This is a genomic window from Bacillus nitroreducens, assembly GCF_964021195.1.
The window spans coordinates 2,167,778-2,193,772 of sequence record NZ_CAXHYI020000003.1; the positions used below are offsets into that span (position 1 = coordinate 2,167,778).

27 protein-coding genes are annotated in these 25,995 nt (G+C 36.5%); 20 read left to right on the forward strand and 7 right to left on the reverse strand.

Annotated features, from left to right (window positions below; all coding sequences use genetic code 11):
• From ACWPVE_RS14375 to ACWPVE_RS14410, 8 genes are all read left to right on the forward strand, one after another.
• Positions 1 to 492: an RDD family protein gene (locus ACWPVE_RS14375; protein ID WP_453997546.1), complete on the forward strand. Its 492-nt coding sequence runs from the start codon at positions 1 to 3 to the stop codon at positions 490 to 492.
• 184 nt (positions 493 to 676) lie between these two features.
• Positions 677 to 1,375 (forward strand): DUF2953 domain-containing protein, encoded by a 699-nt coding sequence (locus ACWPVE_RS14380; protein ID WP_453994428.1) that lies wholly within the window; start codon positions 677 to 679, stop codon positions 1,373 to 1,375.
• Positions 1,376 to 1,396: 21 nt separating this feature from the next.
• Entirely contained in the window at positions 1,397 to 1,864 is a 468-nt protein-coding gene (gene ytfJ / locus ACWPVE_RS14385) for a GerW family sporulation protein (RefSeq protein ID WP_453994430.1), read from the forward strand.
• Positions 1,865 to 1,984: 120 nt separating this feature from the next.
• The gene (gene tpx / locus ACWPVE_RS14390) at positions 1,985 to 2,485 is read left to right on the forward strand and encodes a thiol peroxidase (protein WP_453994432.1); all 501 of its coding nucleotides are present in this window, start codon (positions 1,985 to 1,987) and stop codon (positions 2,483 to 2,485) included.
• 117 nt (positions 2,486 to 2,602) lie between these two features.
• Entirely contained in the window at positions 2,603 to 3,595 is a 993-nt protein-coding gene (locus ACWPVE_RS14395; RefSeq protein WP_453994434.1) for a class I SAM-dependent methyltransferase, read from the forward strand.
• 351 nt (positions 3,596 to 3,946) lie between these two features.
• On the forward strand, positions 3,947 to 5,134 hold the full coding sequence (locus ACWPVE_RS14400; protein ID WP_453994436.1) for an acetate kinase: 1,188 nt from the start codon (positions 3,947 to 3,949) through the stop codon (positions 5,132 to 5,134).
• A gap of 100 nt (positions 5,135 to 5,234) precedes the next feature.
• A complete protein-coding gene (locus tag ACWPVE_RS14405) occupies positions 5,235 to 6,068 on the forward strand; it encodes an EcsC family protein (protein ID WP_453994438.1) in 834 nt (277 codons plus the stop codon).
• A 3-nt stretch (positions 6,069 to 6,071) separates the two neighbouring features.
• The gene (locus ACWPVE_RS14410) at positions 6,072 to 6,593 is read left to right on the forward strand and encodes a MogA/MoaB family molybdenum cofactor biosynthesis protein (RefSeq protein ID WP_453994440.1); all 522 of its coding nucleotides are present in this window, start codon (positions 6,072 to 6,074) and stop codon (positions 6,591 to 6,593) included.
• 23 nt (positions 6,594 to 6,616) lie between these two features.
• On the opposite strand, the gene ACWPVE_RS14415 is transcribed toward ACWPVE_RS14410, so the two are convergent.
• Positions 6,617 to 6,931 (reverse strand): hypothetical protein, encoded by a 315-nt coding sequence (locus ACWPVE_RS14415; protein WP_453994442.1) that lies wholly within the window; start codon positions 6,929 to 6,931, stop codon positions 6,617 to 6,619.
• A 186-nt stretch (positions 6,932 to 7,117) separates the two neighbouring features.
• On the opposite strand from ACWPVE_RS14415, the gene ACWPVE_RS14420 reads away from it, so the two are divergent.
• Positions 7,118 to 8,326 (forward strand): argininosuccinate synthase, encoded by a 1,209-nt coding sequence (locus ACWPVE_RS14420; protein WP_453994444.1) that lies wholly within the window; start codon positions 7,118 to 7,120, stop codon positions 8,324 to 8,326.
• Positions 8,323 to 9,699: an argininosuccinate lyase gene (gene argH / locus ACWPVE_RS14425; RefSeq protein WP_453994446.1), complete on the forward strand. Its 1,377-nt coding sequence runs from the start codon at positions 8,323 to 8,325 to the stop codon at positions 9,697 to 9,699. Before ACWPVE_RS14420 ends, argH begins: the two co-directional genes overlap by 4 nt.
• Positions 9,700 to 9,735: 36 nt before the next feature.
• Here argH and ACWPVE_RS14430 read toward each other — a convergent pair whose 3' ends face one another.
• Entirely contained in the window at positions 9,736 to 10,185 is a 450-nt protein-coding gene (locus tag ACWPVE_RS14430) for a universal stress protein (protein ID WP_453994448.1), read from the reverse strand.
• A gap of 214 nt (positions 10,186 to 10,399) precedes the next feature.
• Between ACWPVE_RS14430 and ACWPVE_RS14435 the strand changes: the two genes are divergently transcribed.
• Positions 10,400 to 11,137, forward strand: a complete 738-nt coding sequence (locus tag ACWPVE_RS14435; protein ID WP_453994450.1) for a hypothetical protein — start codon at positions 10,400 to 10,402, stop codon at positions 11,135 to 11,137.
• Between the two features lie 30 nt (positions 11,138 to 11,167).
• On the opposite strand, the gene ACWPVE_RS14440 is transcribed toward ACWPVE_RS14435, so the two are convergent.
• Entirely contained in the window at positions 11,168 to 12,262 is a 1,095-nt protein-coding gene (locus ACWPVE_RS14440) for a M24 family metallopeptidase (RefSeq protein WP_453994452.1), read from the reverse strand.
• A 316-nt stretch (positions 12,263 to 12,578) separates the two neighbouring features.
• Here ACWPVE_RS14440 and ACWPVE_RS14445 point away from each other — a divergent pair, with 316 nt between their 5' ends.
• From ACWPVE_RS14445 to ACWPVE_RS14455, 3 genes are all read left to right on the forward strand, one after another.
• Entirely contained in the window at positions 12,579 to 13,262 is a 684-nt protein-coding gene (locus tag ACWPVE_RS14445; RefSeq protein ID WP_453994454.1) for a metal-dependent hydrolase, read from the forward strand.
• Positions 13,263 to 13,348: 86 nt separating this feature from the next.
• A complete protein-coding gene (locus tag ACWPVE_RS14450; protein ID WP_453994456.1) occupies positions 13,349 to 13,591 on the forward strand; it encodes a hypothetical protein in 243 nt (80 codons plus the stop codon).
• 252 nt (positions 13,592 to 13,843) lie between these two features.
• Positions 13,844 to 15,154: a DRTGG domain-containing protein gene (locus tag ACWPVE_RS14455; RefSeq protein ID WP_453994458.1), complete on the forward strand. Its 1,311-nt coding sequence runs from the start codon at positions 13,844 to 13,846 to the stop codon at positions 15,152 to 15,154.
• Between the two features lie 112 nt (positions 15,155 to 15,266).
• Here ACWPVE_RS14455 and ACWPVE_RS14460 read toward each other — a convergent pair whose 3' ends face one another.
• Positions 15,267 to 15,566, reverse strand: coding sequence for a YtpI family protein (locus ACWPVE_RS14460; RefSeq protein ID WP_453994460.1), 300 nt, complete (start codon positions 15,564 to 15,566; stop codon positions 15,267 to 15,269).
• A 370-nt stretch (positions 15,567 to 15,936) separates the two neighbouring features.
• On the opposite strand from ACWPVE_RS14460, the gene ACWPVE_RS14465 reads away from it, so the two are divergent.
• Positions 15,937 to 16,878 carry a DHH family phosphoesterase gene (locus tag ACWPVE_RS14465; protein WP_453994462.1) on the forward strand — a complete coding sequence of 314 codons (942 nt, stop codon included), beginning with the start codon at positions 15,937 to 15,939 and terminating at the stop codon, positions 16,876 to 16,878.
• A 35-nt stretch (positions 16,879 to 16,913) separates the two neighbouring features.
• Here ACWPVE_RS14465 and ACWPVE_RS14470 read toward each other — a convergent pair whose 3' ends face one another.
• The 3 genes from ACWPVE_RS14470 to ACWPVE_RS14480 all read right to left on the reverse strand — a co-directional run bounded on the left by ACWPVE_RS14470 (position 16,914) and on the right by ACWPVE_RS14480 (position 18,221).
• Positions 16,914 to 17,102 carry a hypothetical protein gene (locus ACWPVE_RS14470; RefSeq protein ID WP_453994464.1) on the reverse strand — a complete coding sequence of 63 codons (189 nt, stop codon included), beginning with the start codon at positions 17,100 to 17,102 and terminating at the stop codon, positions 16,914 to 16,916.
• Between the two features lie 277 nt (positions 17,103 to 17,379).
• Positions 17,380 to 17,910 (reverse strand): sporulation membrane protein YtrI, encoded by a 531-nt coding sequence (gene ytrI, locus ACWPVE_RS14475; protein ID WP_453994466.1) that lies wholly within the window; start codon positions 17,908 to 17,910, stop codon positions 17,380 to 17,382.
• Positions 17,883 to 18,221 carry a YtrH family sporulation protein gene (locus ACWPVE_RS14480; protein ID WP_453994468.1) on the reverse strand — a complete coding sequence of 113 codons (339 nt, stop codon included), beginning with the start codon at positions 18,219 to 18,221 and terminating at the stop codon, positions 17,883 to 17,885. Before ACWPVE_RS14480 ends, ytrI begins: the two co-directional genes overlap by 28 nt.
• Before the next feature lie 149 nt (positions 18,222 to 18,370).
• On the opposite strand from ACWPVE_RS14480, the gene ACWPVE_RS14485 reads away from it, so the two are divergent.
• From ACWPVE_RS14485 to accA, 5 genes are all read left to right on the forward strand, one after another.
• A complete protein-coding gene (locus tag ACWPVE_RS14485) occupies positions 18,371 to 21,739 on the forward strand; it encodes a DNA polymerase III subunit alpha (protein WP_453994470.1) in 3,369 nt (1,122 codons plus the stop codon).
• A 155-nt stretch (positions 21,740 to 21,894) separates the two neighbouring features.
• The gene (locus ACWPVE_RS14490) at positions 21,895 to 23,124 is read left to right on the forward strand and encodes an NAD(P)-dependent malic enzyme (RefSeq protein ID WP_453994472.1); all 1,230 of its coding nucleotides are present in this window, start codon (positions 21,895 to 21,897) and stop codon (positions 23,122 to 23,124) included.
• A 31-nt stretch (positions 23,125 to 23,155) separates the two neighbouring features.
• Positions 23,156 to 23,752 (forward strand): FadR/GntR family transcriptional regulator, encoded by a 597-nt coding sequence (locus tag ACWPVE_RS14495; protein WP_453994474.1) that lies wholly within the window; start codon positions 23,156 to 23,158, stop codon positions 23,750 to 23,752.
• 193 nt (positions 23,753 to 23,945) lie between these two features.
• Positions 23,946 to 24,809 carry an acetyl-CoA carboxylase, carboxyltransferase subunit beta gene (accD, locus tag ACWPVE_RS14500; RefSeq protein ID WP_453994476.1) on the forward strand — a complete coding sequence of 288 codons (864 nt, stop codon included), beginning with the start codon at positions 23,946 to 23,948 and terminating at the stop codon, positions 24,807 to 24,809.
• On the forward strand, positions 24,803 to 25,783 hold the full coding sequence (gene accA / locus ACWPVE_RS14505; RefSeq protein ID WP_453994479.1) for an acetyl-CoA carboxylase carboxyl transferase subunit alpha: 981 nt from the start codon (positions 24,803 to 24,805) through the stop codon (positions 25,781 to 25,783). Before accD ends, accA begins: the two co-directional genes overlap by 7 nt.
• Positions 25,784 to 25,995: the final 212 nt, after the last annotated feature.

Here is a 25,995-nt window from a genome sequence, read left to right on the forward strand (position 1 = left end):
ATGGATCTTACACATGATGGGATACAAGATGATAACCGAGCTCACGAATATCCAACGCGTACTGTTAATGATGCTCAACTACGATATGCGGGATTTTGGATGCGTTTCTGGGCGTATGTAGTAGATCTTATCGTGATTGGCAGTCTAAACCGTATTCTAATATACCCAGTATTTAGAGCGTTAGATATTCCGTTAACTGAAAGTAGCATGTTTAGTTTAGTATCGATTTCAACAGCCGTTGTATTTTATGTGTACTTTGTATTAATGACAAAGTTTTTTGGCCAGACACTAGGAAAAATGGTATTTGGAATCAAGGTTGTTTCACTTAATGAAAAACCTCTAACATGGATGACGGTTCTATTTAGGGAGTTTATAGGTCGATATATTTCAAAATTATTTTTTATAGGATATATCATAGTTGCCTTCCTTCCTAAAAAACAGGGCATTCATGATCTTTTATCAGATACAACCGTTACGCATATACAAAAATAGTGTGTCCATCATGGGCACACTTTTTTGTTAGGGAAAATGAATATAATTCCTAACGATTATCGGATATAATACTCGAGCAAATAAGCGTCAACTTGGACATTTTGTTAATTTCCAAACACTCCCTTTTTGTGTATTTTTTACTACCTGATAGGTGATAATGAAACATTGAAAGGGTGTGAGTGTCATGAAGTGGCTCTTATTCATTTTATTATTTTTATGCCTCTTGATCCTTCTAATCATGATAACTAGATTAACTATCTATATTTCAGCAAATCACTCACAGGACGATGACCATATTAAAATAAGATTTAGCATCTGGTTCGGTCTTATTAAATATACCATTAATGTACCAATGGTCGCTGTTGACGATGAAACACCAGGAATTGTGTTTAAAAAGGAACAACAATCTAATATACAGACAGGTGAAAAAAGAAAAAAAGATAAATTCTCCATTCATAATTTAATTAAAAATATTCAAGACGCAAAAAAAATTCTTCAAAAGATCATAGATATGGTGCCAATTTTAAGAAATTTTTTAAAGAAAATTTCGGTATCAAAATTCGAGTGGCATTCTCATATTGGTGTCGGAGATGCTGCCCAAACGGGTATTATTACTGGTCTTGGATGGTCTCTAAAAGGGACGCTTGTCGGGATTATGAGTCATTATTTAACTCTTAAAACCCATCCAGATTATTCGATAACTCCATCATTTCAAGTGCCTGTATCGGAAACAAGGTTTACATGCATGATTCATTTTCGAATCGGGCATGCTATTGTCGCAGGAGTAAAAGCGTTTAAAAGGTGGCGAGGGGGTATGCCAAAGTTTCATTCACCATCCCTCTCAAAACTGAATAAAGCTGATTCGGATAAAAAATCAATTTAGTTCGTTCTGGAGGGATTTATCATGTCTGATCATCCAATACAGGGTTTAATGAAGACTGCAATGGAAAATTTAAAACAAATGATTGATGTAAATACAATCATTGGTGACCCTGTTGAAACCCCCGATGGGAGTGTTATTTTAACAGTTTCGAAAGTTGGCTTTGGATTTGCTGCAGGGGGTAGCGAGTTTAAGGGACAAGGACAGGGTGAAGGTGGAAAAGATAGTGGTGGAGGCGGAGACCAACAACAGCAGCAAGGATCCAAACTACCATTCGGTGGAGGAAGTGGTGGTGGAGTTTCTATTACACCAATCGCCTTTTTAATTGTAAGTGCAAATGGAGTGAAGATGCTTCATCTTGATGAAAGTACTCACTTATTTGAAAAACTACTTGAACTAGCACCACAAGCTGTTGATAAGATTCAACAAATGTTAAAAAAAAATAATCAAGATCATCAAAATCAAGACAAAAAACCTGATTTTGATATATAAGACCATAGAGGTTAACTGTTGGAACAGTTAACCTCTTTTTAATTCAAAATAATTGCAATTCTTTGGAATTAAAGATATGATTTATTCTGTACATATTTTTTAAAGGAGGATTTTGGTAAAATGGCATCTATCACATTTAAAAACAATCCAGTGACTTTATTAGGAAATGAAGTAAAAGTAGGAGACAAAGCACCTGAGTTTACTGTTTTAGCAAACGATTTATCACCAGTTACACTTGCAGATTCAAAAGGTTCTGTTCGTTTAATCAGTGTTGTACCTTCACTAGATACAGGTGTATGTGATGCACAAACTCGTCGTTTTAATGAAGAAGCAGCTGGTTTAGAAAATGTTAAAGTATTAACAGTAAGTGTTGATTTGCCATTTGCGCAAGCACGTTGGTGTGGTGCAAACGGTATTGAAAATGTTCAAACACTATCCGATCACCGAGATCTTTCTTTTGGAGAAGCTTTTGGAGTAGCAATTCAAGAACTACGCTTATTAGCTCGTGCAGTATTCGTAGTTGACAGTAATGATACTGTAACATATGCAGAGTATGTAAGTGAAGCAACAAATCATCCTAACTATGAAGCAGCCATAGAAGCAGCAAAGGCAGCTAAGTAAAATAGAAAGCGTCAAAAAAGAATCCCAACCTAGGGGTTCTTTTTTGCATTGTTGAATAATACTGCAACTTCTTTTAAAATAAATAGATATGCACAGAGATCGAAAGAGGAGATAAACATGGCACAATTAACCGCAATTGAAAAACTATTTACTGTTATTGATAACACTGCAATGGTTTTAAAAGAAGAATTATCATGTACATACCTTGAAGCAGTCGCAGAAACTGGAGAAAACCTCTTCCAAAATACGATCCTTCAGGAAGAGCTTAGCGAAATATCAAAAAAGCGTATCGAAAAAGAATATAGCCAACTCGATCTTAAACAATACACAGTTGAAGAAATTCGTAAAGCCTATCAGTTAGCTGCATTAAAAGGGATGAAAGAAGCTACGCAACCGAATCATGAGATGACACCTGATGCCGTTTCAATCTTCCTGGGATATCTAGTTTCGAAATTTACAAGCACCTTGAATAGTTTCAGTATCTTTGATCCAGCAATTGGAACTGGAAATTTACTTACGACCGTTATGAATCAAAATCAATCCAAGGAAATACAGGCTTTTGGAATTGATATCGATGATTTGTTAGTTAGGTTGGCTTATGTGAGTGCTAACTTACAGCAACATTCGATTCAATTATATAACCAAGATAGTCTTCAACCACTTTACATCGATCCAGTTGATGTTGTTGTATGTGATCTACCGGTTGGGTATTACCCAAATGATAGTGGAGCTGCGAGCTTCGAACTTCGCGCTACGGAAGGGCATTCTTATGCGCACCACCTTTTTATCGAGCAAAGTCTGAAATATACGAAGGAAGGAGGATATTTATTTTTCCTCGTTCCTAATCATTTGTTTACAAGTGAATATGCAAAGCAATTAAATGAATATTTGAAAGAGCACTCTGTTATCCAAGGATTGATTCAGTTGCCATTATCCTTGTTTAATAATGAAAAGGCAGCGAAAAGTATTTTTATTATCCAGAAAAAAGGACCAGAGGTAAAAGCACCAAAGAAGGCCTTGCTTGCAAATTTACCGAAATTTTCTAATCAAAATGCAATGGCAGGAATTATTCAACAAATTGATGAATGGTTTATACAAGAAAAACAATAAAACTGATCTGAAGAGACCTAAAATAAGGTCTCTTTATATTGGCTATTTCTAGGCGTATAAAACTCGTTATCACACGTTACCCGCATCGCTTCAGTAAGGAAACCATTTTGTAAGCAGTGTTTTAATCAAATGTCGATGTAAGGACACAAGGTATTTTTCAATAATAGCGCTTTCTGTTGTCTGAATATAAGAACTTTATGTCGAAAACGGTACCAAACCATCATACTCCTTGAAATGTTCTGATGCCAGTGTTTAAATGAGAATGGCATCAATTAAACTGTGTCAAATTGCACAGAATAAGGGAGAACGGAATTTTCCAACCTTGAGGATATTTACAAAGGAGCGGACGAAATGTCAAAAATCATTGCCATAAATGCAGGGAGTTCTTCACTTAAATTTCAACTATTTGAAATGCCAAGTGAGGAAGTTGTTACAAAAGGAATTTTCGAACGGATTGGTCTTGATAAAGGGATTTTTACTATCTCAGTTAATGGTGAAAAACAAACAACAGAAGTCGAATTACCAGATCATGCTGTAGCAGTAAAAATTTTACTTGAAAAACTAACTGAACTAGGAATTATCAAATCCTTGGATGAAATTGAAGGAATTGGCCACAGGGTTGTTCACGGTGGGGAATCGTTCGCTGATTCAGTGGTTATTACGGATGAAGTTATCGCTGAAATAGACAGACTTTCTGAATTAGCACCATTGCATAACCCTGCTAATTTGACTGGAATCAAAGCATTTCAGGAAGTTTTACCAAATGTTCCAGCTGTGGCTGTATTCGATACGGCGTTCCATCAAACAATGCCTGAAAAATCATTTTTATATAGCTTACCATACGACTATTATAAAGAGTATGGCATTAGAAAGTATGGTTTCCACGGAACTTCTCATAAATATGTTTCCCAACGCGCGGCAGAAATTTTAGAAAGACCATTAGAGCAACTTCGTATCCTATCTTGTCACCTAGGTAATGGAGCAAGTATTGCTGCCATTGAAGGCGGAAAATCAATTGATACTTCTATGGGCTTTACACCTCTTGCTGGTGTAACAATGGGAACTCGTTCAGGAAATATTGACCCTGCTCTAATTCCATTTATCATGGAAAAAACGGGCAAAACAGCTGATGAAGTTCTAGATGTGTTAAACAAGGAAAGTGGAATGCTCGGTGTTTCTGGATTTTCAAGTGACTTACGTGATCTTCAGGAGCAAGCAGATGAAGGAAACGAACGTGCTAAATTAGCACTAGAGGTATTTGCAAGCAGAATCCATAAATATATTGGCTCTTATGCTGCACGTATGCATGGTATTGATGCAATCGTCTTTACAGCGGGAATTGGTGAAAACAGTGAAAGCGTCCGTGCTAGAGTTTTAACTGGTTTAGAATTCATGGGAGTTTATTGGGATCCAGTACTAAATAAGGTAAGAGGTCAGGAAGCCTTTATTAGCTATCCACATTCACCAGTAAAAGTACTAATCATACCTACTGATGAAGAGGTTATGATTGCTCGTGACGTTATGCGTTTAACAAAATAAATGTATGCTGGACAAACTCTTATTGGGTTTGTCTTTTTTTATTGTCAATATATACTATGGTATAATACAGTTTAGTTAATGTTGGAAACGGAGGTTGAATATGCGGCTTTCAGGACGTGAATTACAAATTCTTACGGAAATCGAAAAATGGTCAGAGCAATTGCGACATGAGCAAACAGATTTTGAAATGACGTATGATAAGTGGCTAGATCATTCGTTAAACCTGATTCCTGAGAACATTCGAACGGAGTTCTTTTCAAAACTTGATAATTGGTTATTTCATTTACATGCAATTCTCCAAGGGTCTCAGTTTCAAATGGACGCACGGGAAAGACTGATTCGTTCGGCACGTATTTTTAACGAGGACATTGAGGATATACCTGATTTAAAAGAACTAGCGATTGACCAACTTACATACCTATCTGAAAACCAGATTGCAAAGCACCGTCTCTACTCTTTTGCACACGGAGGGTTAACTGGGACTGGTGGATTTCTATTACTTGGAACAGATATACCTGCGATAACAGTTATTAACTTACGTATTGTCCAATTAGTTGCGATGACGTACGGGTATGAAGTCAACACACCGTATGAGATGATGACCTCGTTAAAGGTTTTCCATGCGGCTACTTTACCAAAACGAATTCGTTACCAAGGATGGGAATCACTTGTAGGGGAAATTGATGGAACAAGTCAAAATCATTACTTTTATCAAGGTTCAGAAGACTTAACTGATGAAACATGGCTTGAACTCCCATTGAAACATATCATAAAGGCAATTACCATATCAGTTCTTCGAAAAAGAATGATTCAAGGGATTCCCCTTATAAGCATGGCAATCGGTGCGGGTATGAATTATCAACTCACGAGACAAGTGAGTGATTTTGCTCATAATTATTATCGTCTGCGTTTTTTGAAGGAAAAGGAGTCTTAAGAAATGAGTGTTCATGAGCATAAGAAAGTAACATCTTCCTCAATTAATTGTAAAGTTATTACAATAAGTGATACGAGAACAAAAAAAAATGATAAGAGTGGTCAACTAATGATTTCTCTACTTGAAGAGAATGGATTCACCGTTAAGGAATATGAGATTATCAAGGATGAGACCACAAGTATCGAAGAAGCAGTTAGAAGAGGGTGTACCAATAAAGACATCGATGTGGTTTTAACAAATGGAGGTACTGGCATCGCTAAACGTGATGTTACCATTGAAACGGTGAAAAAATTATTGGATAAAGAAATTGTAGGGTTTGGTGAATTGTTTCGCATGCTTAGCTATACGGAAGATATTGGGTCGGCAGCAATTCTTTCAAGAGCTATTGCAGGTGTATGTAATGATACAGCTATCTTTTCAACACCTGGTTCTTCTGGAGCGGTAAGACTTGCAATGAAAAAATTAATCCTGCCAGAACTCACTCATGTCATAAGTGAAATAAAGAAAGATATCAAAAAGGTCTAATCCATGTCGTGATTAGACCTTTTCTATTGGTGCATTCTATTCGTTATTCCTTGATTCAATCTGTACCAAATCCATAAATCATTAATGATTGAAGCGCATTCTGATATCTCATTGTTTAGTTCACACGACCGCGAGAAATCACTTTCATTGCCAAGCTGTTCTTGTTTATCATTAATAATTTTTTCAATCTCTGCAATTCGATCAGGAATATGTCCTCGGATTTGTTCCCACATGTACAATATATGCTGTTGCGTCTCCTCCGTATAATCTTCCCACTCTTGCTCTAACAAAGGCAGTGAGATCCCAAGTCGCTTATCATATTGAAAATAATCACCCATACTATCTCCCCTTTATCTGACTTGCTCTTATTTTACACTACTACCACTTTACAAGAAATAGTAAAAATTTTTTTCATTTTTTTCCTAAATTTCTATTGTAAAAATCGAATTGAGTTGCTATATTTATACATTATAATTGTATAATTATAAAATTAAATGAATTAATATTCGAAGGGAAGATCCAACATGAGCAAAAAGAAAGTTGTATTAGCATATTCAGGCGGCCTAGATACAAGCGTTGCCGTTAAATGGTTACAAGAGCAAGGATATGAAGTTGTTGCTTGCTGTTTAGATGTTGGTGAAGGGAAAGACCTTCAGTTTATAAAAGAAAAAGCTATAACAGTTGGAGCTGTCTCTTCATATATAATTGATGCGAAAGAAGAATTTGCGAATGATTTTGCTCTAGCTGCTTTGCAAGCACATACACTTTACGAAGGAAAGTATCCTTTGGTTTCTGCATTATCTCGTCCGTTAATAGCGAAGAAATTAGTTGAAGTCGCAGAAAAAGAAAATGCTGTTGCAGTGGCACATGGTTGTACGGGTAAAGGTAATGATCAAGTACGCTTTGAAGTCTCGATTAAAGCATTAAATCCTGAACTCGAAGTATTAGCCCCAGTTCGTGAATGGAGTTGGTCGCGTGAAGAGGAAATTGAGTATGCCAAAAAGAATAATATTCCTATCCCAATCAATTTAGACAGTCCGTTCTCTATTGATCAAAATTTATGGGGACGAAGTAATGAATGTGGAATTTTAGAGGATCCTTGGGCAGCACCACCAGAGGAAGCGTACGAATTAACGGCACCTCTTGAACAAACACCTAATACACCAGACATAATTGAAATTGACTTTGTTCAAGGTGTTCCAAAAGCAATTAACGGTCAGCAATATTCCTTATCCGATTTAATTCTAGAATTAAATCAAATAGCAGGAAAACATGGAGTAGGCCGTATTGATCATGTAGAAAATCGTCTTGTAGGTATTAAATCTCGTGAAGTATATGAATGTCCTGGAGCAATGACATTAATTAAGGCACATAAAGAGTTAGAGGACCTAACGCTTGTTAAAGAAGTAGCCCATTTCAAACCTGTCATTGAAAGCAAGCTTACCGAATTAATTTACAATGGCTTATGGTTTTCCCCATTAAAAGATGCATTATTAGGTTTCTTAAAAGAAACACAAAAACATGTAAATGGAACTGTACGAGTTAAACTATTTAAAGGCCATGCAATAGTTGAAGGTCGCAAATCTGATAATTCATTGTACGATGAAAAACTAGCAACCTATACATCTGATGATGAATTTGATCATAACGCAGCAGTTGGCTTCATTTCATTATGGGGATTACCAACAAAAGTGAATAGTATTGTAAATAACACTAAGAAGGTAAGCATATGAAGAAGCTCTGGGGAGGAAGATTCACCAAAAGCGCAGCTGAATGGGTCGATGAATTCGGTGCATCCATCTCATTTGACCAAGAATTGGTGAAGGAAGATATACAAGGAAGTATTGCTCATGTAACAATGCTTGGTAAGTGTGGAATCATTTCTATGGAAGAAGTCGAAACGATCAAATCAGGACTTATTTCGTTACTGGAGAAAGCCCAAAATAATGAATTGGAATATTCTATTGCGAATGAAGACATTCATTTAAATATTGAAAAAATGTTGATTGACGAGATCGGCCAAGTTGGCGGAAAACTTCATACAGGACGTAGCAGAAATGACCAAGTTGCAACAGATATGCATCTATACTTGAGACAGCAAGTAAATGAGATTATTCAACTTGTTGAGGAATTGCAAAATTCAATAGTGGAACAAGCTGAGCAGCATGTTGAAACGGTAGCGCCTGGTTATACCCATTTGCAAAGGGCACAACCTGTTTCATTTGCTCATCATCTATTAGCTTACTATTGGATGCTTGATCGTGATAAAGAGCGCTTAACGGATTCGTTAAAACGAATCAATCTCTCTCCGCTAGGGGCAGGTGCATTAGCAGGAACTACCTTTCCGATTGACCGTCATTACAGTGCAGAGCTTTTAGGTTTTGACAAAATCTATGAAAATAGCATTGATGCGGTTAGTGACCGTGATTTTATCGTTGAATTTTTAAGTAATAGTTCCATGATCATGATGCATCTTTCACGCTTTTGTGAAGAGATTATCCTTTGGTCTTCTCAAGAGTTTAATATGATCGAGATTGATGATACCTTTGCAACGGGAAGTAGCATTATGCCACAGAAGAAAAATCCTGATATGGCAGAGTTAATCCGAGGGAAAACAGGACGAGTATACGGTAATTTATTTGGGCTACTAACTGTGTTAAAAGGAACACCGCTTGCCTATAACAAAGACATGCAAGAAGATAAAGAAGGCATGTTTGATACCGTTAAGACAATTAAAGGTTCCTTGAAGATATTTGCTGGAATGATCTCAACGATGAAGGTGAAAAAAGAAGTTATGGCAGTTGCTGTGAAAAAGGATTTTTCAAATGCAACTGAACTTGCAGATTATTTAGCTTCGAAAGGTCTCCCTTTTAGGGAAGCACATGAAGTCGTTGGCAAGCTTGTATTAACTTGTATAGAACGCGATGTTTTTTTAGGTGATTTACCACTTGAAATATTTAAAGAAGCTTCTTCGCTGTTTGATGAGGATATATATGAAGTATTGTTACCTGAGACAGCTGTAGCTCGCCGTAAGAGTGCTGGGGGAACAGGTTTTGAAGAAGTGCGGAAGGTATTACAAAAAATAAAAAATGCAAAAAAATCGTGAGGAATCACGATTTTTTTGTTTGCACTTCACTATATATTAAAGATCTTTTTCTGTTCGAACAACCATAACATCACATTTAGAATATCGTGTAATGCTTTCAGAAACACTGCCAATTAAGAATCTCTCGACTGCGCTTAATCCTGTTGCACCGCAAATGATCAAATCTACATGATGTTCTGGTGCAATATCTTTTGAAATTTTTATTTTTGGTGAGCCAAATTCTAATACGGTTTTTACATCCTCAATACCAGATTGATTTGCTAAATCCTCGTATTTCGCTAGTAACTCTTTTCCATATTCTTCTGCTTTATCTGTTAAGTTAAGATTGTAAGCTCTAATATCAGAAAACTGTTTCACATCGATAATATGGGTAATGATTAATTGAGCAGAATACCGCTTACAAACATCAATTGCTTTTTTTAATGCCCATTCGGCTTCCTTCGAACCATCCACAGCTACAAGAACTTTTTTATAGGTAACTAGCATTTTAACAGCCTCCTAAAATAAAGAAATGGACTATCTACTATCTACTATCAATATAACACTGCTTCCGCAATTGGATTTACACTAATATTGAGAAAAAAATGAACTTTTACTACAGTTTAATTAACCATTAATCATTGTCACCATTTTTTGTACATAAAAATAGGATAAAGAAAGGAAGACACATGCCTACTACTTTATAAAGGAGTGCAAAATTATGGGTTCATCTGTCTTTATTAATGAATCATTAGCACGACTTGTTCACAAACCAGCAAGTTCCTCAACTAAAGATCCAAATCAAACGATTTTCTATTCGAATTATGTATCTGAACATATTAAATTACAGCAAAAACATAACGAAACCATTAAGGAATATATAAAAAGCAATGACCAACTAATAAAGAAATTAGCGGAGAAACAAAAGGGACTTCAACATCAATTTTTTTCGCATGAGTTAACTCAAAAAAATAAGGAAGACCAGCTATCGAACAAAGTAAAGGAACAGAAAAATGTATTGGAGGTACTTGTTGGTTTTATGAGAAAACAGGAAAAGCATAATGAAACAACAGCCGAACAATATGGGGAACATAAAGAACAACTTGAGATCTTAGAGCGGATTGTCCAAAGTCAAGAAATCTTTAATCGAAAGGTTACTGAAAATATCAACCTTGTAAAAGAACAATTTGACCAAATCATTGCATCTCTTAAACAACATGAATTAAATAGTGAAATCATCTCAAAGCAGTTTGATAAGAAGGGTGAGAAAGAACAGGAAATTGTGGATACGATTGTGGAACAGAAGGAATTATTTTTCAAGGTATTAGAAAGTTTACAGGACAATAAAGAGCAATATGATATCCTATTTGATTATGTACGCAATCAAGATAATTTTAACCATAAATTGTTTGAATATCTCTGTTCAAAATTTGAGGAAGAAGAGAATGCAGTAAACTAAAAAGGACCTTAAAAGGTCCTTTTTGAGTAATTATTTTATGATAAGTTCCTTTGGGAAGCTTGTAAGTGTTTGAGCTCCATCAGCGGTGATGAGCATGTCGTCTTCGATTCGAACTCCGCCAATTTCAGGAACATAAATGCCTGGTTCAATCGTGAAGACCATCCCCTTTTGTAATGGCATATCATTTGTTTCATTCATAGAAGGGAATTCATGAACATCAATACCGAGACCATGACCAATTCGGTGGGTGAAATATTCACCATATCCAGCATCAGAAATGATAGAACGTGCTGCAATATCGATGTCTCCAACCCTAGTTCCTGGTTTACATGCTTGAATCGATGCTAATTGAGCCTTTAAGACCGTATCATAAACCTGACGTTGGTTCTCTGAAATGTCGCCAAATACAACTGTTCTTGTGATATCAGAGCAGTATCCGTCAACAATTACCCCTAGGTCAAAAAGAACAAAGTCCCCTTTTTTGATTGTTTCTAAACCTGGTTTTCCATGAGGAGCTGCTGTTTTTAATCCCGTTAATACCATAGTATCAAAGGACATTTGGCGAACTCCTTTTTTCTTTAATTCAAATTCAAGTGTTGCAATTATATCTAATTCTGATTTACCTTCAGCAATAGCTTCTACTCCCACTTCAACTGCATAATCAGCTAATTTTGCTGCTTCTTGAAGGATAGAAATCTCTTTTTCATCTTTAATCATCCGTAAAGTGTTTAATTTGTCTTCAGCTGAAACAAAAGTTGCAGAAGGAAATAATCGTTGTAGTTGCTCAAAACGTTCAACATTTAGGTGTTCTTTTTCTAGTGCTAAAGTAGATACAGTCACATTGCGTTTTGCAAGAGAACGTTGAATTAGTTGCCAAGGATTGTCAGTATCATTATAACCTATGATTTCATATTGCCAGCCAGCATTTTGGGCTTGGGCAACCTCCATCTTTGGACAGATTAAAATAGGCTCTTCATCTTGAAAAACGAATAACCCAAGAAGTCTTTCATGTGGATCCGTATAAAAGTTTGTTAAATAAAATACGTTTGGAGTAGATGTAATAAAACCTGATGTTATCTCTTTTTCCTTTAACCATTTAGAGAGTTGTTGTAATCGTTGATTCATCCATGACACTTCCTTTTTATTAGCGGCTGTATTCATTAACCTTGTTGTTTTTTATACGATTGATTTACGCTTTAGACGAAGTTTTCCGCTTCAATCAATTGGTTTTCACTCGTATCAAAAGCAACATCCTTTAGAATAGCCTTAATGATAAATAAAGAGTAGCAATTAAAAGAAAAAAAGTAAACCGATGTGTAGAATCATTCAAATTTGACGGTTTGCTTTTCAAAAGAACAGGGAATAAAAAGAAGGAAAGTAAACATTGAACAAGAAGTAATATACTGTAGGTATATATTAATTTAAGCAAGGGGAGATACATATGAAAGTTTCCTATCATGGACATTCTGTAGTAAAAATAAAAACAGGTGGTAAGACAATCATCATTGACCCTTTTATTACAGGTAATCCGAATACAGATCTGCAGGCTTCTACAGAAAAAGTAGATGTTATTTTACTGACTCATGGCCATGGTGACCATGTCGGGGATACTGTGGAATTGGCAAAACGTAATTCAAGCCTTGTCGTAGCCCCAAATGAACTTGCAGTCTATTTAGGTTGGCAAGGATTGAATGTTCATCCGATGCATATCGGTGGTGCCCACCAATTTGACTTTGGTAAAGTAAAATATACGCTTGCATTCCATGGTTCAAGCGTTGAAATACCAGAGAAACAGGAATTTATTTATACGGGAATGCCAGGTGGAATCCTATTTTCAGCAGAAGGTAAGACAATCTACCACGCTGGGGACACAGCATTATTTTATGATATGAAATTAATTGGTGAACTTAACGAGATTGACATTGCATTCTTGCCGATCGGCGATAATTTCACAATGGGACCAGATGATGCACTTATTGCTGCAGAATGGCTAAAAGTAAAAACAGTTGTACCAATCCATTATAATACATTCCCAGTAATCGAACAGGATGCGGATGAGTTTGTCTCCAGACTAACGTCTAGCGATGGCAAGGTATTAACAGCAGGAGACGTCATTGAATTATAACTCTCTAATAAAGACGTGAGGATTCACGTCTTTTTTGCTTGCTTGCTTCATATATTGATACAAGCATAGGTAAAGGGGGAAAAGGTATGCATAATAGATTATTACTTTGTTTATTACTTTGCGGTGTATTACTTTATTATGGGGTACCACGACTAAACATTGAGGCAGGAGGTTTGGAAGGAGCCTTTGCAATTTCGTGGCTTGTTTTTGCTTTTATTGTGGTTAGTGGGAATCTTATTGGTTTATTATATAATCCAAAATTAACACAGAAACGAACTAGTCCACAAACTGGAACCGCAAAACGACGCCAAAGAATGCGACAGTACTAAATCTGTAGTATTTGATTTAACTAGATCATTAACGAAGCCATTCGTTATTACAGGCATTTCCGAACTAAGAATGATAGACTAAGCACACTATGTTTTATGGACTCATTTTTGTATCCTATATTGTATTGGTTTAATCTAGGCAGAAATGCTTAGTTGTCATTAGATAAAATTGAATAATATAGGCTTCGCCCGTATAATGGAGGTAAGAAAATACGTAAATGTAGATAGTATGATTAGTAGAGGGTGAAGAGCTTGGCGACAAAGCATGAGCAAATTTTACAGTATATTGATACACTTCCAGTTGGTGAGAAAATATCAGTTCGACAAATTGCAAAGGAAATGAAGGTAAGTGAGGGAACAGCTTATCGTGCGATTAAGGATGCTGAAAATAAAGGATATGTAAGTACCATTGAACGGGTCGGAACAATTCGGATAGAACGCAAGAAAAAGGAAAATATTGAAAAGCTTACCTTTGCGGAAGTTGTCAATATTGTTGATGGACAAGTGCTAGGGGGAAAAGCGGGGCTACATAAAACACTCAATAAATTTGTTATCGGCGCAATGAAGCTAGAAGCTATGATGCGTTACACTGGTGCTGGTAACTTATTGATTGTCGGAAACCGAACTAAGGCACATGAATATGCATTAAATGCAGGAGCAGCCGTACTCATAACGGGTGGTTTTGATACGGATGAGCATGTGAAAAAACTTGCGGATGACCTACAATTACCAATTATCTCAAGCAGCTATGATACCTTTACAGTTGCAACCATGATTAACCGTGCAATTTATGATCAGCTCATTAAGAAGGAAATAGTTTTGGTTGAAGATATCTTGACACCAGAATCTGAAACAGTCAGCCTTCGTATTACTGATAACGTCGAGAAATGGTATGAGCACAATGCTGAAACAGGCCATGGCCGTTACCCTGTTATTGACCATCAATCAAAGGTTGTTGGTATGATTACATCAAAGGATATCATGGGGCAGGATCCAAGTACTTCTATTGAAAAAGTGATGACAAAACAGCCTATGACTGTTAATGGGAAAACCTCTGTTGCATCCGTCTCACATATGATGGTGTGGGAAGGAATTGAAATGCTTCCTGTCGTGGACGAGTCTAACCGTTTGCAGGGAATCATCAGTCGCCAGGACGTATTAAAGGCCTTACAGATGATTGGGCGTCAACCACAGGTGGGAGAAACAATTGACGATATTGTCACAAATCAAATAATTGACATTTCAGCTGATGGTGCCGCAATTTATCAATGTGAAGTGACACCACAGATGACCAACCATTTGGGAACCATATCCTACGGTGTGTTTACGACAATTGTCACCGAGGCTGCCAATCGAGTGTTAAAGACGTTTAAAAAAGGCGATTTGGTTATTGAGAACATGACTGTGTATTTTATGAAACCTGTTCAACTTGACAGTATGATGGAAATCCATCCAAGAGTACTAGAAGTGGGAAGAAGGTTTGGTAAGGTTGATGTTGAAGTTTTCAATGGTGGAGTTGTTGTAGGAAAAGCCATGATGATGGCTCAATTAATCGAAAGATAAAAAAGAAAAGCGCAGGGGCGCCTGAAGCTTGACAAAGAAAACTACATACGAAATTTTACACTACCTATCTTTTATAATTTAAAAAGAGACGCTTCTTGCGTCCCTTTTTAAATTATCCCTGTTGTTCAGCTTCTTTTATAACAAATGGAAGGTAATGCTTGTATGCACGGAAACCAGCCCAAACACTACCGCTACCTACTAAGATAAGTACAGTCCCAATTACATAAGAAACAGTAGATGGGTGTACAAAATAAGTATTTAAACCAAATAGAGCAACAAATAGTCCTAGCGCCATACTAGACTTTGCAGAGAGCCATTGTTTTTCAATTGGACGTCTTGTACGAAAGTATTTTGTTTTATAATAAAAATAAAATACAAGTGAAAAAATGATAAACACAACAAGTATTTGCATATGAAGTTTCCTCCAGTTCTAAATTGCTAATCCTATTGTAACGCAGAACATTATAAAAATGCTAGTACATAGAATGTGTATACTTCGTGAAGATTTTAAATAAAAATACGTGTTCAAAAGAAAGATGAAAAGGACAACGTCGACATAACAAGTATATTTTGATGACAATTCCCCATTCTGCGTCGAAGGTTCATGAGTGGTGCAGCTACGACTACCATTATCGTATTTACAACAATACGAAAGGGCGAAAGCAAGCCAGTTGGCTTTCACAGGGCGAGGGGACTTTGGAGATCTACAAAGGAAGTCGAGGCTTTTATATCGATCTGTCATCTCACCGTATTTTATGAACATCCTTAAAAGGGGGAAAAACATGATTCAAACTATTCTAGATACAATTACCGAATTTGATACGATTATCATTCATCGACATGTACGTCCTGATCCAGATGCGTATGGTTCACAATGCGGTCTTGCAGAACTACTAAAAGCCTCTTTTCCGACAAAGGAAGTATTTGTCGTTGGTGAGGATGAGCCCTCTTTACTTTTTTTAAAAGAAATGAATCAAATTCCTGATGAAGTGTATGAAGAGGCATTGGTAATTGTTTGTGATACAGCAAATCAAGGCCGAATTTCTGATGGGCGATATAATCTTGGAAAAAAGCTCATAAAAATTGATCACCATCCGAATGAAGACCCATATGGAGATCTTTTATGGGTAGATACAAATGCTAGTTCATGTAGTGAAATGATTTATGAACTATACTTACAAGGAAAAGAGCGGGGATTCACTCTAACAGAGGAAGCAGCGAGACTTCTTTTTGCAGGAATTGTTGGAGACACTGGACGATTTTTATTTCCTAGTACAAACCCAAAAACATTCAAATATGCAGGAGCATTAATAGAGTATGGGTTTGATTTTCCCAATGTTTACGAAAATTTATATAAAACAAAGGAAAATGTAGCACGACTCAGTGGTCATGTTTATCAGAATTATAAAGTGACAGAAGAGGGTGTTGGGTGGATGGCGCTCCCAAAGGAAATTTTACAAGAATATAATGTAACACCTTCAGAAGCGTCACAGCTTGTAAGTCAATTGGGTAATATTGAGAATATCAAAGCTTGGGTGTTTTTCGTGGAGGAAAGCGATCAAATCCGTGTTCGTTTAAGGTCTAAGGGACCTATCATTAACGAAGTAGCAAAAAAATATAATGGTGGGGGGCACCCATTGGCATCTGGAGCTACCATATACACTTGGCAAGATGTCGATAAAGTGGTTGCTGATTTACAGATTGTTTGCAATGAAGAAAAATAAAGAAATAAAGTCGCTCCTCAGGTGTGCGACTTTATTTAGCTTTCAAATTTTACAGGGATAAACCATGAACCCAGTTCAGTTACTTCTTCAACGACATTGATGTTTAATGCTTGGATTTCCTTTTTGAGTGCAATGACGATATCTGGGGATTCAGCATAAGCGGAGTATCCATTTTTAATCCGTGCCATTTTTTCATTTACGAGCTTTCTACGGTTAATATACATAATTTCCCTCCTATCTATGTTTTATTTTATTTCATTTCTGCCTAAAAATGCTATATGTTTTTAAAATTTTCTAAATATTGAAATGATATTGTAACAAAACGTTCACATGTTTCTGAATTGGATGTAACAATCAGCCTACGTTCTAAGAAAATCTCAGTGCATTTCCGAAGAGTCACAACAATCTGCTCCAACCAATTAGGGTTTATACAATAAAACGCTAGATAGCCTAGAGAATAGCCAAAAAATTAAAGCCTCCATAAAGGAAGCTTAATTAGTCTTAGTTTACAAGTTCAATATTAAGTGAAATTTCAAGTGTTGTATCAACAAATACCGTGTGAATTTTGAGTTTATATGTTTTATCGTCCAATTCGTAGTCTCGATTCTCAATAGTCCTGTATAAAAGTTCTTTGCTTTTAGATAAAGTTTGAATATCCTGACCAATTAAGGAATTAAGATCCTCTAACACAGCACTCTTGAGCATGTGGAGATCGAGTGAACTAAGATTGACATTTTTACGGTTTGCAAAGGTGATATCGAAATCTTGGATTTTAAGCTTGTTTTTATTTTCCTCATTAAGTTTTTTTGCGTCCTCAATCAGAATTTCATTACTTTTTTTTAGGTCATCAATTTCTGCTTCCTGTTCGGTTATATTTTGAATTTGTTTTTCTTGTAACACACCAAATTGATACAGAAAGATAAACCAACTTATTAAGGCACCAATTATAACACCTGCGAAAAACCGTTGCCAACCAGGTTTTTGATAATAGGTTGGTACTCTCATTAAGTGATATGCTCCTGTGTTAACCATTCAATAATTCTCCAACCAAACTGTGCTCCACCCATCGCGGATACAATCAAAAGAAATTGTTTAAATACGTCTTTTGTTTGTCCGAGAAAAATACCACGTTCAAAATTGTAAAATGCATCAAATGTTCCTCCAATAGCAGCAACAAGTGCCCAAATTTTCAACTTGCTGGCAACTGAATAAATCTCAGACAATGGCGCTTGTCCCGATATAAACGCTCCTAGCCCTCCTATCAGGGAGCCGCCTAATAGAACACCAAGTGCAATAAAAAAACTATGAATAAATGCTGGCATAAACGCATTGTTCATATCCATTAGGACACCTTCTTTTTTTGAAATGATAAGTTATTACATGTATATGGACAAACAGTAGATTCTATGAGTTTTGTTTTGATTGTTTTGTAATTAGGTCTATAATTAAAGTATCAAAAAGTACGAAAAAACATAAAAAAGGTGTGATTTCTTTGCCTTTTGTTCATCTTCAAGTTAAGAGCGCCTATAGCCTTTTATCGAGTGCAGCAAAAGTAGAAGCTTTGGTTGAAAAAGCAAGTAATCTAGGATATCAAGCATTGGCGTTGACGGATGATAACGTAATGTATGGGGCGATAGCCTTTTATAAAGAATGTAAAAAACGAGGAGTCAAGCCAATCATTGGTATGACTGCTTCCGTTCTATCGGAGGACGAACATAATCAACAACAAGCATACCCTGTCGTATTACTCGCGAAAAACAATAAAGGGTATCAAAATCTATTAAAAATAAGTAGTAGTATCCAGACAAAATCGAAGGCTGGCATACCTAGAAGATGGTTATCACATTATTGTAAAGGGCTAATCGGTATTTCTCCAGGTCGACATGGAGATATAGAAAAATGTTTAATGGCTGGGAATTATGAAGAGGCAAAAGTGAGAGCCCACTCATATAAACAACTATTTGAACAAGGTAGTTTCTATTTAGCCATCCAAAACCATGGATTAAGAGATGAGGAGGAGATAAACCAGAAACTCTTCCAAATGGGGGAAGAATTACAGATTCCCCTTGTAGCAACTAACAATGTTCAGTACATAGAGCAATCAGATGCATTTGCACATGAATGCTTATTGTCAATTAAGCATGGCACAAAACTATCAGATGAGGGTCGGGTAACTCTACCAACTAACGAATTTTACTTAAAAACTCCATCACAGATGACAGACCTTTTTTCTGATACTCCACAAATTCTTGAAAATACTTTACGAATTGCAGAACGTTGTAATGTGGAAATTCAGTTAGGTAAATTTGCCTTACCTAAATTTCCAGTTCCAAATGGGGAATCAGCTGGGGAATATTTATCAAGGGTTTGTTTAAAAGGATTGTATGAAAGATATCAAAAACCGACAGATGAACATCTGGAACGGTTGGAGTATGAACTTGAGATCATTAAAAAAATGCATTTTAGTGATTATTTTTTAATTGTTTGGGATTTTATGAAGCATGCTCATGAAAATGGAATTTTGTCAGGTCCAGGAAGGGGTTCGGCTGCAGGTTCACTAGTTGCATACGTGCTTCGAATTACAGATGTTGATCCAATTGAACATCAGTTGTTATTTGAACGATTTTTAAATCCTGAAAGAGTCTCAATGCCTGATATTGATATTGACTTCCCTGATAACCGTCGGGATGAAATGATTGAATATGTTTCGGAAAAATATGGAAGACTTCATGTTGCGCAAATTATCACGTTTGGAACATTAGCTGCAAGAGCTGCTTTACGTGATGTTGGAAGAGTTATGGGAATTTCACCTAAAGAGGCGGATTTTCTCGCCAAACAAGTTCCTAGTAAGCTAGGAATTACACTTCAACAAGCTTATGAAGAATCACAAGGGCTGCGCGACTATATTCAAAATATTGAAATCGGACGGAAAGTTTTTGAAACAGCTAAGAAAATTGAAGGGCTACCTAGACACACTTCTACACATGCGGCTGGGGTTGTGATAAGTGAACAGCCACTTACAGACTTGATTGCCATTCAAGAAGGTCATAACGAGGTATATTTAACACAATTCCCAATGAATGAGTTAGAAGAAATAGGCCTTTTAAAAATGGATTTCCTTGGACTTAGAAATTTAACACTCATTGAAAACATTCAAACACAAATTAATAGAAGCACTGGAAGGAAAATAGATTTATCGACTATTCCTTTAGATGATCAAAAGACGTTTGCTTTGTTAAGCAAAGGTGATACTACGGGTGTCTTTCAACTTGAATCGAGTGGAATGAGAAGTGTCCTTGCAAGGCTACAACCGAATAAACTGGAGGACATTGTAGCTGTTAATGCACTATATCGACCTGGTCCGATGGAAAACATTCCACTGTATATTGCTAGAAAACATAACCAAGAACCAGTCCAATATCCACATCCAGATCTCATCCCGATTCTTGAGAAAACATATGGGGTTATTGTGTACCAGGAACAAATTATGCAAATTGCTTCCAAAATGGCTGGTTTTAGCCTTGGAGAAGCAGACCTCTTACGAAGAGCTGTAAGTAAGAAGAAAAAAGATGTCCTTGATAAAGAGCGGGCTCATTTTGTTCAAGGTAGTTTAAAGAGGGGTTATAACGAAAAAACAGCAAACGAAATTTATGACTTAATTGTTAGGTTTGCTAATTATGGATTTAACCGAAGTCATGCTGTTGCCTATAGTATGATTGCGTATCAACTTGCTTATTTAAAAGCAAACTATCCCCTCTATTTTATGGCAGCTTTACTTACAAGTGTAATCGGCAATGATGAAAAATTAGGATCTTACATTCGCGAATCAAAACAAATGGGCATCGAAATTTTGCCACCTTCAATAAATAAAAGTTTTTATCCGTTTATTGTTGAGAAAAAGGCGATCCGCTTTAGTCTTGCAGGTATTAAAAGTGTAGGAGCAGCTGCCCTAAAAGAGATTATCGAGTCTAGAAAGGTTAAACCTTTCTCTGATCTTTTTGATTTCTGTGTAAGAACTTCGGTAAAAAGTATAAATCGACGCACAATGGAGGCATTAATTTGCTCAGGAGCTTTTGATGAATTTGGAGAACATCGTGCAACCCTATTAGCAACCTTAGACGTTGCACTAGAACATGCAGAACTTGTACGTCCAAAGGATGATGAAAATCAATTTGAAATGTTTTTTGAGGATGAATTTGGACTAAAACCGAAATATGTTGAGGTTAAACCATTTAAGGAAATGGAAAAACTCCGTTTTGAAAAGGAGGCTTTAGGTTTCTACTTATCAAGCCATCCTATTTCATCATACTCATCTTATTTAAAGAAAAATGGGGCCATTTCAATATCAGAGACTTCAATGTACCTACAACAAAATGTTGTGATCGGTGGATTCATCACGAAAGAACGTACCATTCGTACTAAAAAAGGGGAAGTAATGGCTTTCTTAACCATTAGTGATGAATCAGGTGAAATAGATGGCGTTGCATTCCCAAGAACATATACTCACTCATCTTCCCTTATCAAAAATGAAGCACTCCTATTATTCAAAGGGAAAATGGACACTAGAAATAATCAATTGCAGTTGATTATTAACCAGGTACAAGAATTACCTGAGAATGTGGACATGCCAGATGAAACGAAACTTTTCGTTAGAATGGAGAAAAAACATCAAGGGGATCAAGTTTATATTGTTCTAAAAGAATTATTAAAGAAATATCCTGGAGAAACTCCAGTTGTTCTTTACTATGAGGAATCACAAAAATTAATCCAACTTCAACCAGAGCTTTGGATTCAATCATGCCCAGAATTATTGAACCAACTGAAGGATTTACTGGGGGACAAAAATGTGGTGCTACAGTAACATCCCCCTTTACACGAACATCAATTATGTTATATTGTAGTAGAATAGAGATGTGGCCAGACCACTTAATTTTGCATGAAAAGCATTTATAAATTTACTAGTTTTAATGAAAAATGTTGGACAACATTTCTTTAATTTAAGGAGTGAGAAAGAAAATGACCCTAAGGGAAGAGGCTCTACATATTCATCAGATTCATAAAGGTAAGTTAGAATCGAAATCAAAAGTACCAGTAAAAAATGCAAAGGACTTAAGTTTGGCATACTCACCAGGAGTAGCAGAACCATGTAAGGATATTTATGATGATAAGTCCAAAGTGTATGAGTACACAATGAAGGGGAATATGGTAGCAGTTGTTACTGACGGTACAGCGGTGTTAGGTTTGGGAAATATTGGTCCCGAAGCGGCTCTTCCGGTTATGGAGGGAAAGGCTGTATTGTTTAAGAGTTTTGCAGGTGTCGATGCATTTCCAATTTGTTTAAATACAACGGATATCGACCAAATTGTGGAAACTGTAAAATTATTAGAGCCAACTTTTGGTGGGGTTAATTTAGAAGATATTGCAGCACCTAATTGCTTTATCATTGAAGAGCGACTTAAAAAAGAAACCAATATTCCAATTTTTCACGATGATCAACACGGTACTGCAATCGTTACAGTTGCAGGACTAGTAAATGCATTGAAACTTGTTGGAAAGAAAATATCTGAAATAAAAGTGGTTGCAAATGGCGCAGGTGCAGCTGGAATTGCTATTATTAAGCTCCTATATCGTTATGGGGTTCGGGATATCATTATGTGTGATTCGAGGGGTGCTATTTACGAAGGTCGTACATTTGGTATGAACGATGTAAAAGAAGAAGTAGCCAAATATACAAATCGTAATCGCCTCGAAGGAACACTTGCAGATGTTCTTAAAGGTGCAGATGTGTTTATTGGTGTATCTGTTGCGGGTGCCCTTACAGCAGAAATGGTAAAAAGCATGAATCAGGATCCAATTATTTTTGCAATGGCAAATCCAAATCCTGAAATCATGCCAGATGTGGCACTAGAAGCAGGTGCAAAAGTTATTGGTACAGGGCGCTCTGATTTTCCGAACCAAGTGAATAACGTACTTGCATTCCCAGGTATTTTTAGAGGAGCTTTAGATGCTAGAGCGACTCATATTAATGAACAAATGAAGATTGCCGCAGTAGAGGCAATTGCATCACTTGTAACGCCTGAGGAACTCCGACCTGATTATGTCATACCTGGACCATTTGACCCGCGTGTAGCTCCTGCAGTCGCAGCAAATGTAGCTAGGGCAGCCATGGAAACAGGTGTTGCGAGAATTACGGTAAATCCAGAAGAAGTGGCTAAACGGACAAGACAACAAGCCATCATTAAATAAAATGACCGAAATATTGATTGGATGAGATAATGTGACTTCTCCTAACTCAAAAGTTTACATTGAAATTGTAAAGCAAATTAGGTCCATCATTGAAGATGATGGGCTTTCCTCTGGGGATAAAATTCCATCTGAACGTGAGCTATCAGAGCGCCTTAATGTTGGCCGATCTTCTGTTAGGGAAGCATTGCGTTCATTGGAATTATTAGGGCTAATTGAGACAAGAAGAGGGGAAGGTACCTTTTTAAAAGATTTTGGTGACCATCAATTAATTCATCTTTTAGGTACTTTCATTATTCAAGGAGATAAAACAAAGGATGATCTCCTAGAAGCAAAGCAGGTGCTGGAGAAATCCAGTATTGAATTAGCTTGTCAAAGAATGGATAGTCAAAAGCTAGATGAACTACACGCTGTTGTAGAACATAAAGAATTGTTTTTTAGAATGATTGTTGAAGCTACAGGAAATCGATTATTAGTGAGAATTTGGGTCGTTCTAAATGAATTTGTTAAGTTTATTTATGAGAACCAGACTCATGGAATAAACCAAGAAGGTTTTGAAGAGTTATTGGCTGGAATACGTGAAAAGAATTCGGATAAAGCTTTAGCTGCCTATGAAAAAATAATCTTGTAGGAATTTGTCGCTTTTTTCAAGACATAATCCTACAAAAAATAGCCAGACAATGGAGTAAAGTATAAGTACTTGCTTTTTTGGCAACGAAAGGAGATATAGTATCCTTCTTTCGTTATACAACTATAGCTTTGAAACAAGCAGATAACTAGGTCAAGAAAGCCATTCTATATGAAACGTGTGAGGAGGTTCCTTTTTGATAAAAGACTTTTTTGTAAAAAAGAAAAAATATGCTTCAATCCCTTCTGTACAAGCAAGACAAGATGTTCCTGAAGGAATTATGAGTAAATGTCCAAATTGTAAAAAAATCATGTATACGAAAGAATTAGTGAAAAACGATAAGATTTGTATGAATTGTGACTATCATTATCAAATGACTGCCTATGAACGAGTAGAGAGCTTGCTTGATGAAGGTTCTTTTATTGAATTTGATAAAGACATGGTATCAGAAAATCCACTTGGTTTTCCTGATTATCTTGAAAAGATTAAGAAGGATCAAGAAAAAACAGGTATAAATGAAGCGGTTGTTACTGGAGAAGGAACGATCGATGGTAATCGCATTATACTAGCAATTATGGATTCTAGCTTCCGGATGGGGAGTATGGGCTCTGTAGTTGGAGAAAAGATAACAAGAGCCATTGAAAAGGCAATGGAAGAAAAGGTACCATTTCTGATCTTCACTGCATCAGGTGGAGCAAGAATGCAGGAAGGTGTTCTAAGTTTAATGCAAATGGCAAAAACTAGTTCTGCTTTAAAACTATTCAGTGATCAGGGCGGACTGATTATATCAATTATGACTCACCCAACTACTGGTGGTGTATCTGCTAGTTTTGCATCTTTAGGTGACTATAATTTTGCTGAACCTGGTGCATTAATTGGATTTGCTGGTAGAAGAATAATTGAGCAAACCATTCGTGAGGATCTTCCTGAAGATTTCCAAACGGCAGAATTTCTATTAAAACATGGCCAATTAGATGCGGTTATCCACCGTCATGAATTAAGGGATACTTTAGCAAATATAGTAGATATTCATATGAGCGGGGGTGCAGTTAATTGGTAGGGGAACTAGAATTTGAGAAACCAGTCGTAGAATTAAAGAAGAAGATTACCGAGCTAAAAGATTTTACAGCAAACTCAAAAGTTGACCTTTCTGACGAAATTTCAAAGCTTGAGACTAGACTTCAAAAACTGGAGAATGAAATTTATAGCCATTTAAAACCTTGGGACCGTGTGCAAATAGCTCGTCACCCAGAAAGACCAACAACCCTTGATTATATTGAACATGTCTTTTCAAACTTTTTCGAATGTCATGGTGATCGCTACTTCGGTGATGATGCTGCAATTGTTGGAGGAATCGCAAAGTATCACGGGCTTCCTGTAACGGTAATTGGACATCAACGTGGGAAAGATACAAAAGAAAATATCCGACGGAATTTTGGAATGCCGCATCCAGAAGGATACCGTAAAGCACTTCGTTTAATGAAGCAGGCTGAAAAATTTAACCGACCAATCATTTGTTTTATTGATACGAAAGGTGCATATCCAGGAAAAGCAGCAGAAGAACGTGGCCAAAGTGAAGCCATTGCTAAGAATCTGTTTGAAATGGCAAGTTTAACAGTACCTGTTATTTGTATCGTGATTGGTGAAGGTGGAAGTGGTGGAGCACTAGCATTAGGTGTTGGAAATCACATCCATATGCTTGAAAACTCAACCTATTCTGTTATCTCTCCTGAAGGAGCTGCGGCATTACTTTGGAAAGATGCAGGACTTGCTAAAAAGGCTGCCGAGACAATGAAAATAACCGCTCCAGATTTAAAGGAATTAGGAATTGTGGATGAAATCATTCCTGAGGTTAAAGGCGGGGCCCATAAGGACATTGCTGAACAAGCAACTTCCATTGACACGGTTTTACAACAGTCATTAAAGGGGCTATTAAAATTAAATAAAGATGAATTAGTTCAACAACGATATCAAAAATATAAAAAAATTGGTCAATTTACAATTGCTGAAGAAGAGTACATTGGAGTTCAGTAAAAAAAGACGTGCATCTTACACAATGTGTAGAGCACGTTTTCCTTTGTTTTTTATTCGTCCACGAAATCTAAATAATAGTAAATCCTCTAAGAGGATGCCACTGATGATTCAAAAGGAATTTTTTCGAATGTAAGATAAAAGACAGAAGGCCACTTCTTTAAGTGGCAATTCTTTCAAGTAACCTCGTGTGGGCCTTAAATTTGAGTATTCAT

Excerpts from the sequence above, each read along its gene's own strand:
- ACWPVE_RS14375 (WP_453997546.1), top strand. The coding sequence starts at position 1 with ATGGATCTTACACATGATGGGATACAAGATGATAACCGAGCTCACGAA.
- ACWPVE_RS14380 (WP_453994428.1), top strand. The coding sequence starts at position 677 with ATGAAGTGGCTCTTATTCATTTTATTATTTTTATGCCTCTTGATCCTT.
- ytfJ (WP_453994430.1), top strand. The coding sequence starts at position 1,397 with ATGTCTGATCATCCAATACAGGGTTTAATGAAGACTGCAATGGAAAAT.
- tpx (WP_453994432.1), top strand. The coding sequence starts at position 1,985 with ATGGCATCTATCACATTTAAAAACAATCCAGTGACTTTATTAGGAAAT.
- ACWPVE_RS14395 (WP_453994434.1), top strand. The coding sequence starts at position 2,603 with ATGGCACAATTAACCGCAATTGAAAAACTATTTACTGTTATTGATAAC.
- ACWPVE_RS14400 (WP_453994436.1), top strand. The coding sequence starts at position 3,947 with ATGTCAAAAATCATTGCCATAAATGCAGGGAGTTCTTCACTTAAATTT.
- ACWPVE_RS14405 (WP_453994438.1), top strand. The coding sequence starts at position 5,235 with ATGCGGCTTTCAGGACGTGAATTACAAATTCTTACGGAAATCGAAAAA.
- ACWPVE_RS14410 (WP_453994440.1), top strand. The coding sequence starts at position 6,072 with ATGAGTGTTCATGAGCATAAGAAAGTAACATCTTCCTCAATTAATTGT.
- ACWPVE_RS14415 (WP_453994442.1), bottom strand. The coding sequence starts at position 6,931 with ATGGGTGATTATTTTCAATATGATAAGCGACTTGGGATCTCACTGCCT.
- ACWPVE_RS14420 (WP_453994444.1), top strand. The coding sequence starts at position 7,118 with ATGAGCAAAAAGAAAGTTGTATTAGCATATTCAGGCGGCCTAGATACA.
- argH (WP_453994446.1), top strand. The coding sequence starts at position 8,323 with ATGAAGAAGCTCTGGGGAGGAAGATTCACCAAAAGCGCAGCTGAATGG.
- ACWPVE_RS14430 (WP_453994448.1), bottom strand. The coding sequence starts at position 10,185 with ATGCTAGTTACCTATAAAAAAGTTCTTGTAGCTGTGGATGGTTCGAAG.
- ACWPVE_RS14435 (WP_453994450.1), top strand. The coding sequence starts at position 10,400 with ATGGGTTCATCTGTCTTTATTAATGAATCATTAGCACGACTTGTTCAC.
- ACWPVE_RS14440 (WP_453994452.1), bottom strand. The coding sequence starts at position 12,262 with ATGAATCAACGATTACAACAACTCTCTAAATGGTTAAAGGAAAAAGAG.
- ACWPVE_RS14445 (WP_453994454.1), top strand. The coding sequence starts at position 12,579 with ATGAAAGTTTCCTATCATGGACATTCTGTAGTAAAAATAAAAACAGGT.
- ACWPVE_RS14450 (WP_453994456.1), top strand. The coding sequence starts at position 13,349 with ATGCATAATAGATTATTACTTTGTTTATTACTTTGCGGTGTATTACTT.
- ACWPVE_RS14460 (WP_453994460.1), bottom strand. The coding sequence starts at position 15,566 with ATGCAAATACTTGTTGTGTTTATCATTTTTTCACTTGTATTTTATTTT.
- ACWPVE_RS14465 (WP_453994462.1), top strand. The coding sequence starts at position 15,937 with ATGATTCAAACTATTCTAGATACAATTACCGAATTTGATACGATTATC.
- ACWPVE_RS14470 (WP_453994464.1), bottom strand. The coding sequence starts at position 17,102 with ATGTATATTAACCGTAGAAAGCTCGTAAATGAAAAAATGGCACGGATT.
- ytrI (WP_453994466.1), bottom strand. The coding sequence starts at position 17,910 with ATGGTTAACACAGGAGCATATCACTTAATGAGAGTACCAACCTATTAT.
- ACWPVE_RS14480 (WP_453994468.1), bottom strand. The coding sequence starts at position 18,221 with ATGGATATGAACAATGCGTTTATGCCAGCATTTATTCATAGTTTTTTT.
- ACWPVE_RS14490 (WP_453994472.1), top strand. The coding sequence starts at position 21,895 with ATGACCCTAAGGGAAGAGGCTCTACATATTCATCAGATTCATAAAGGT.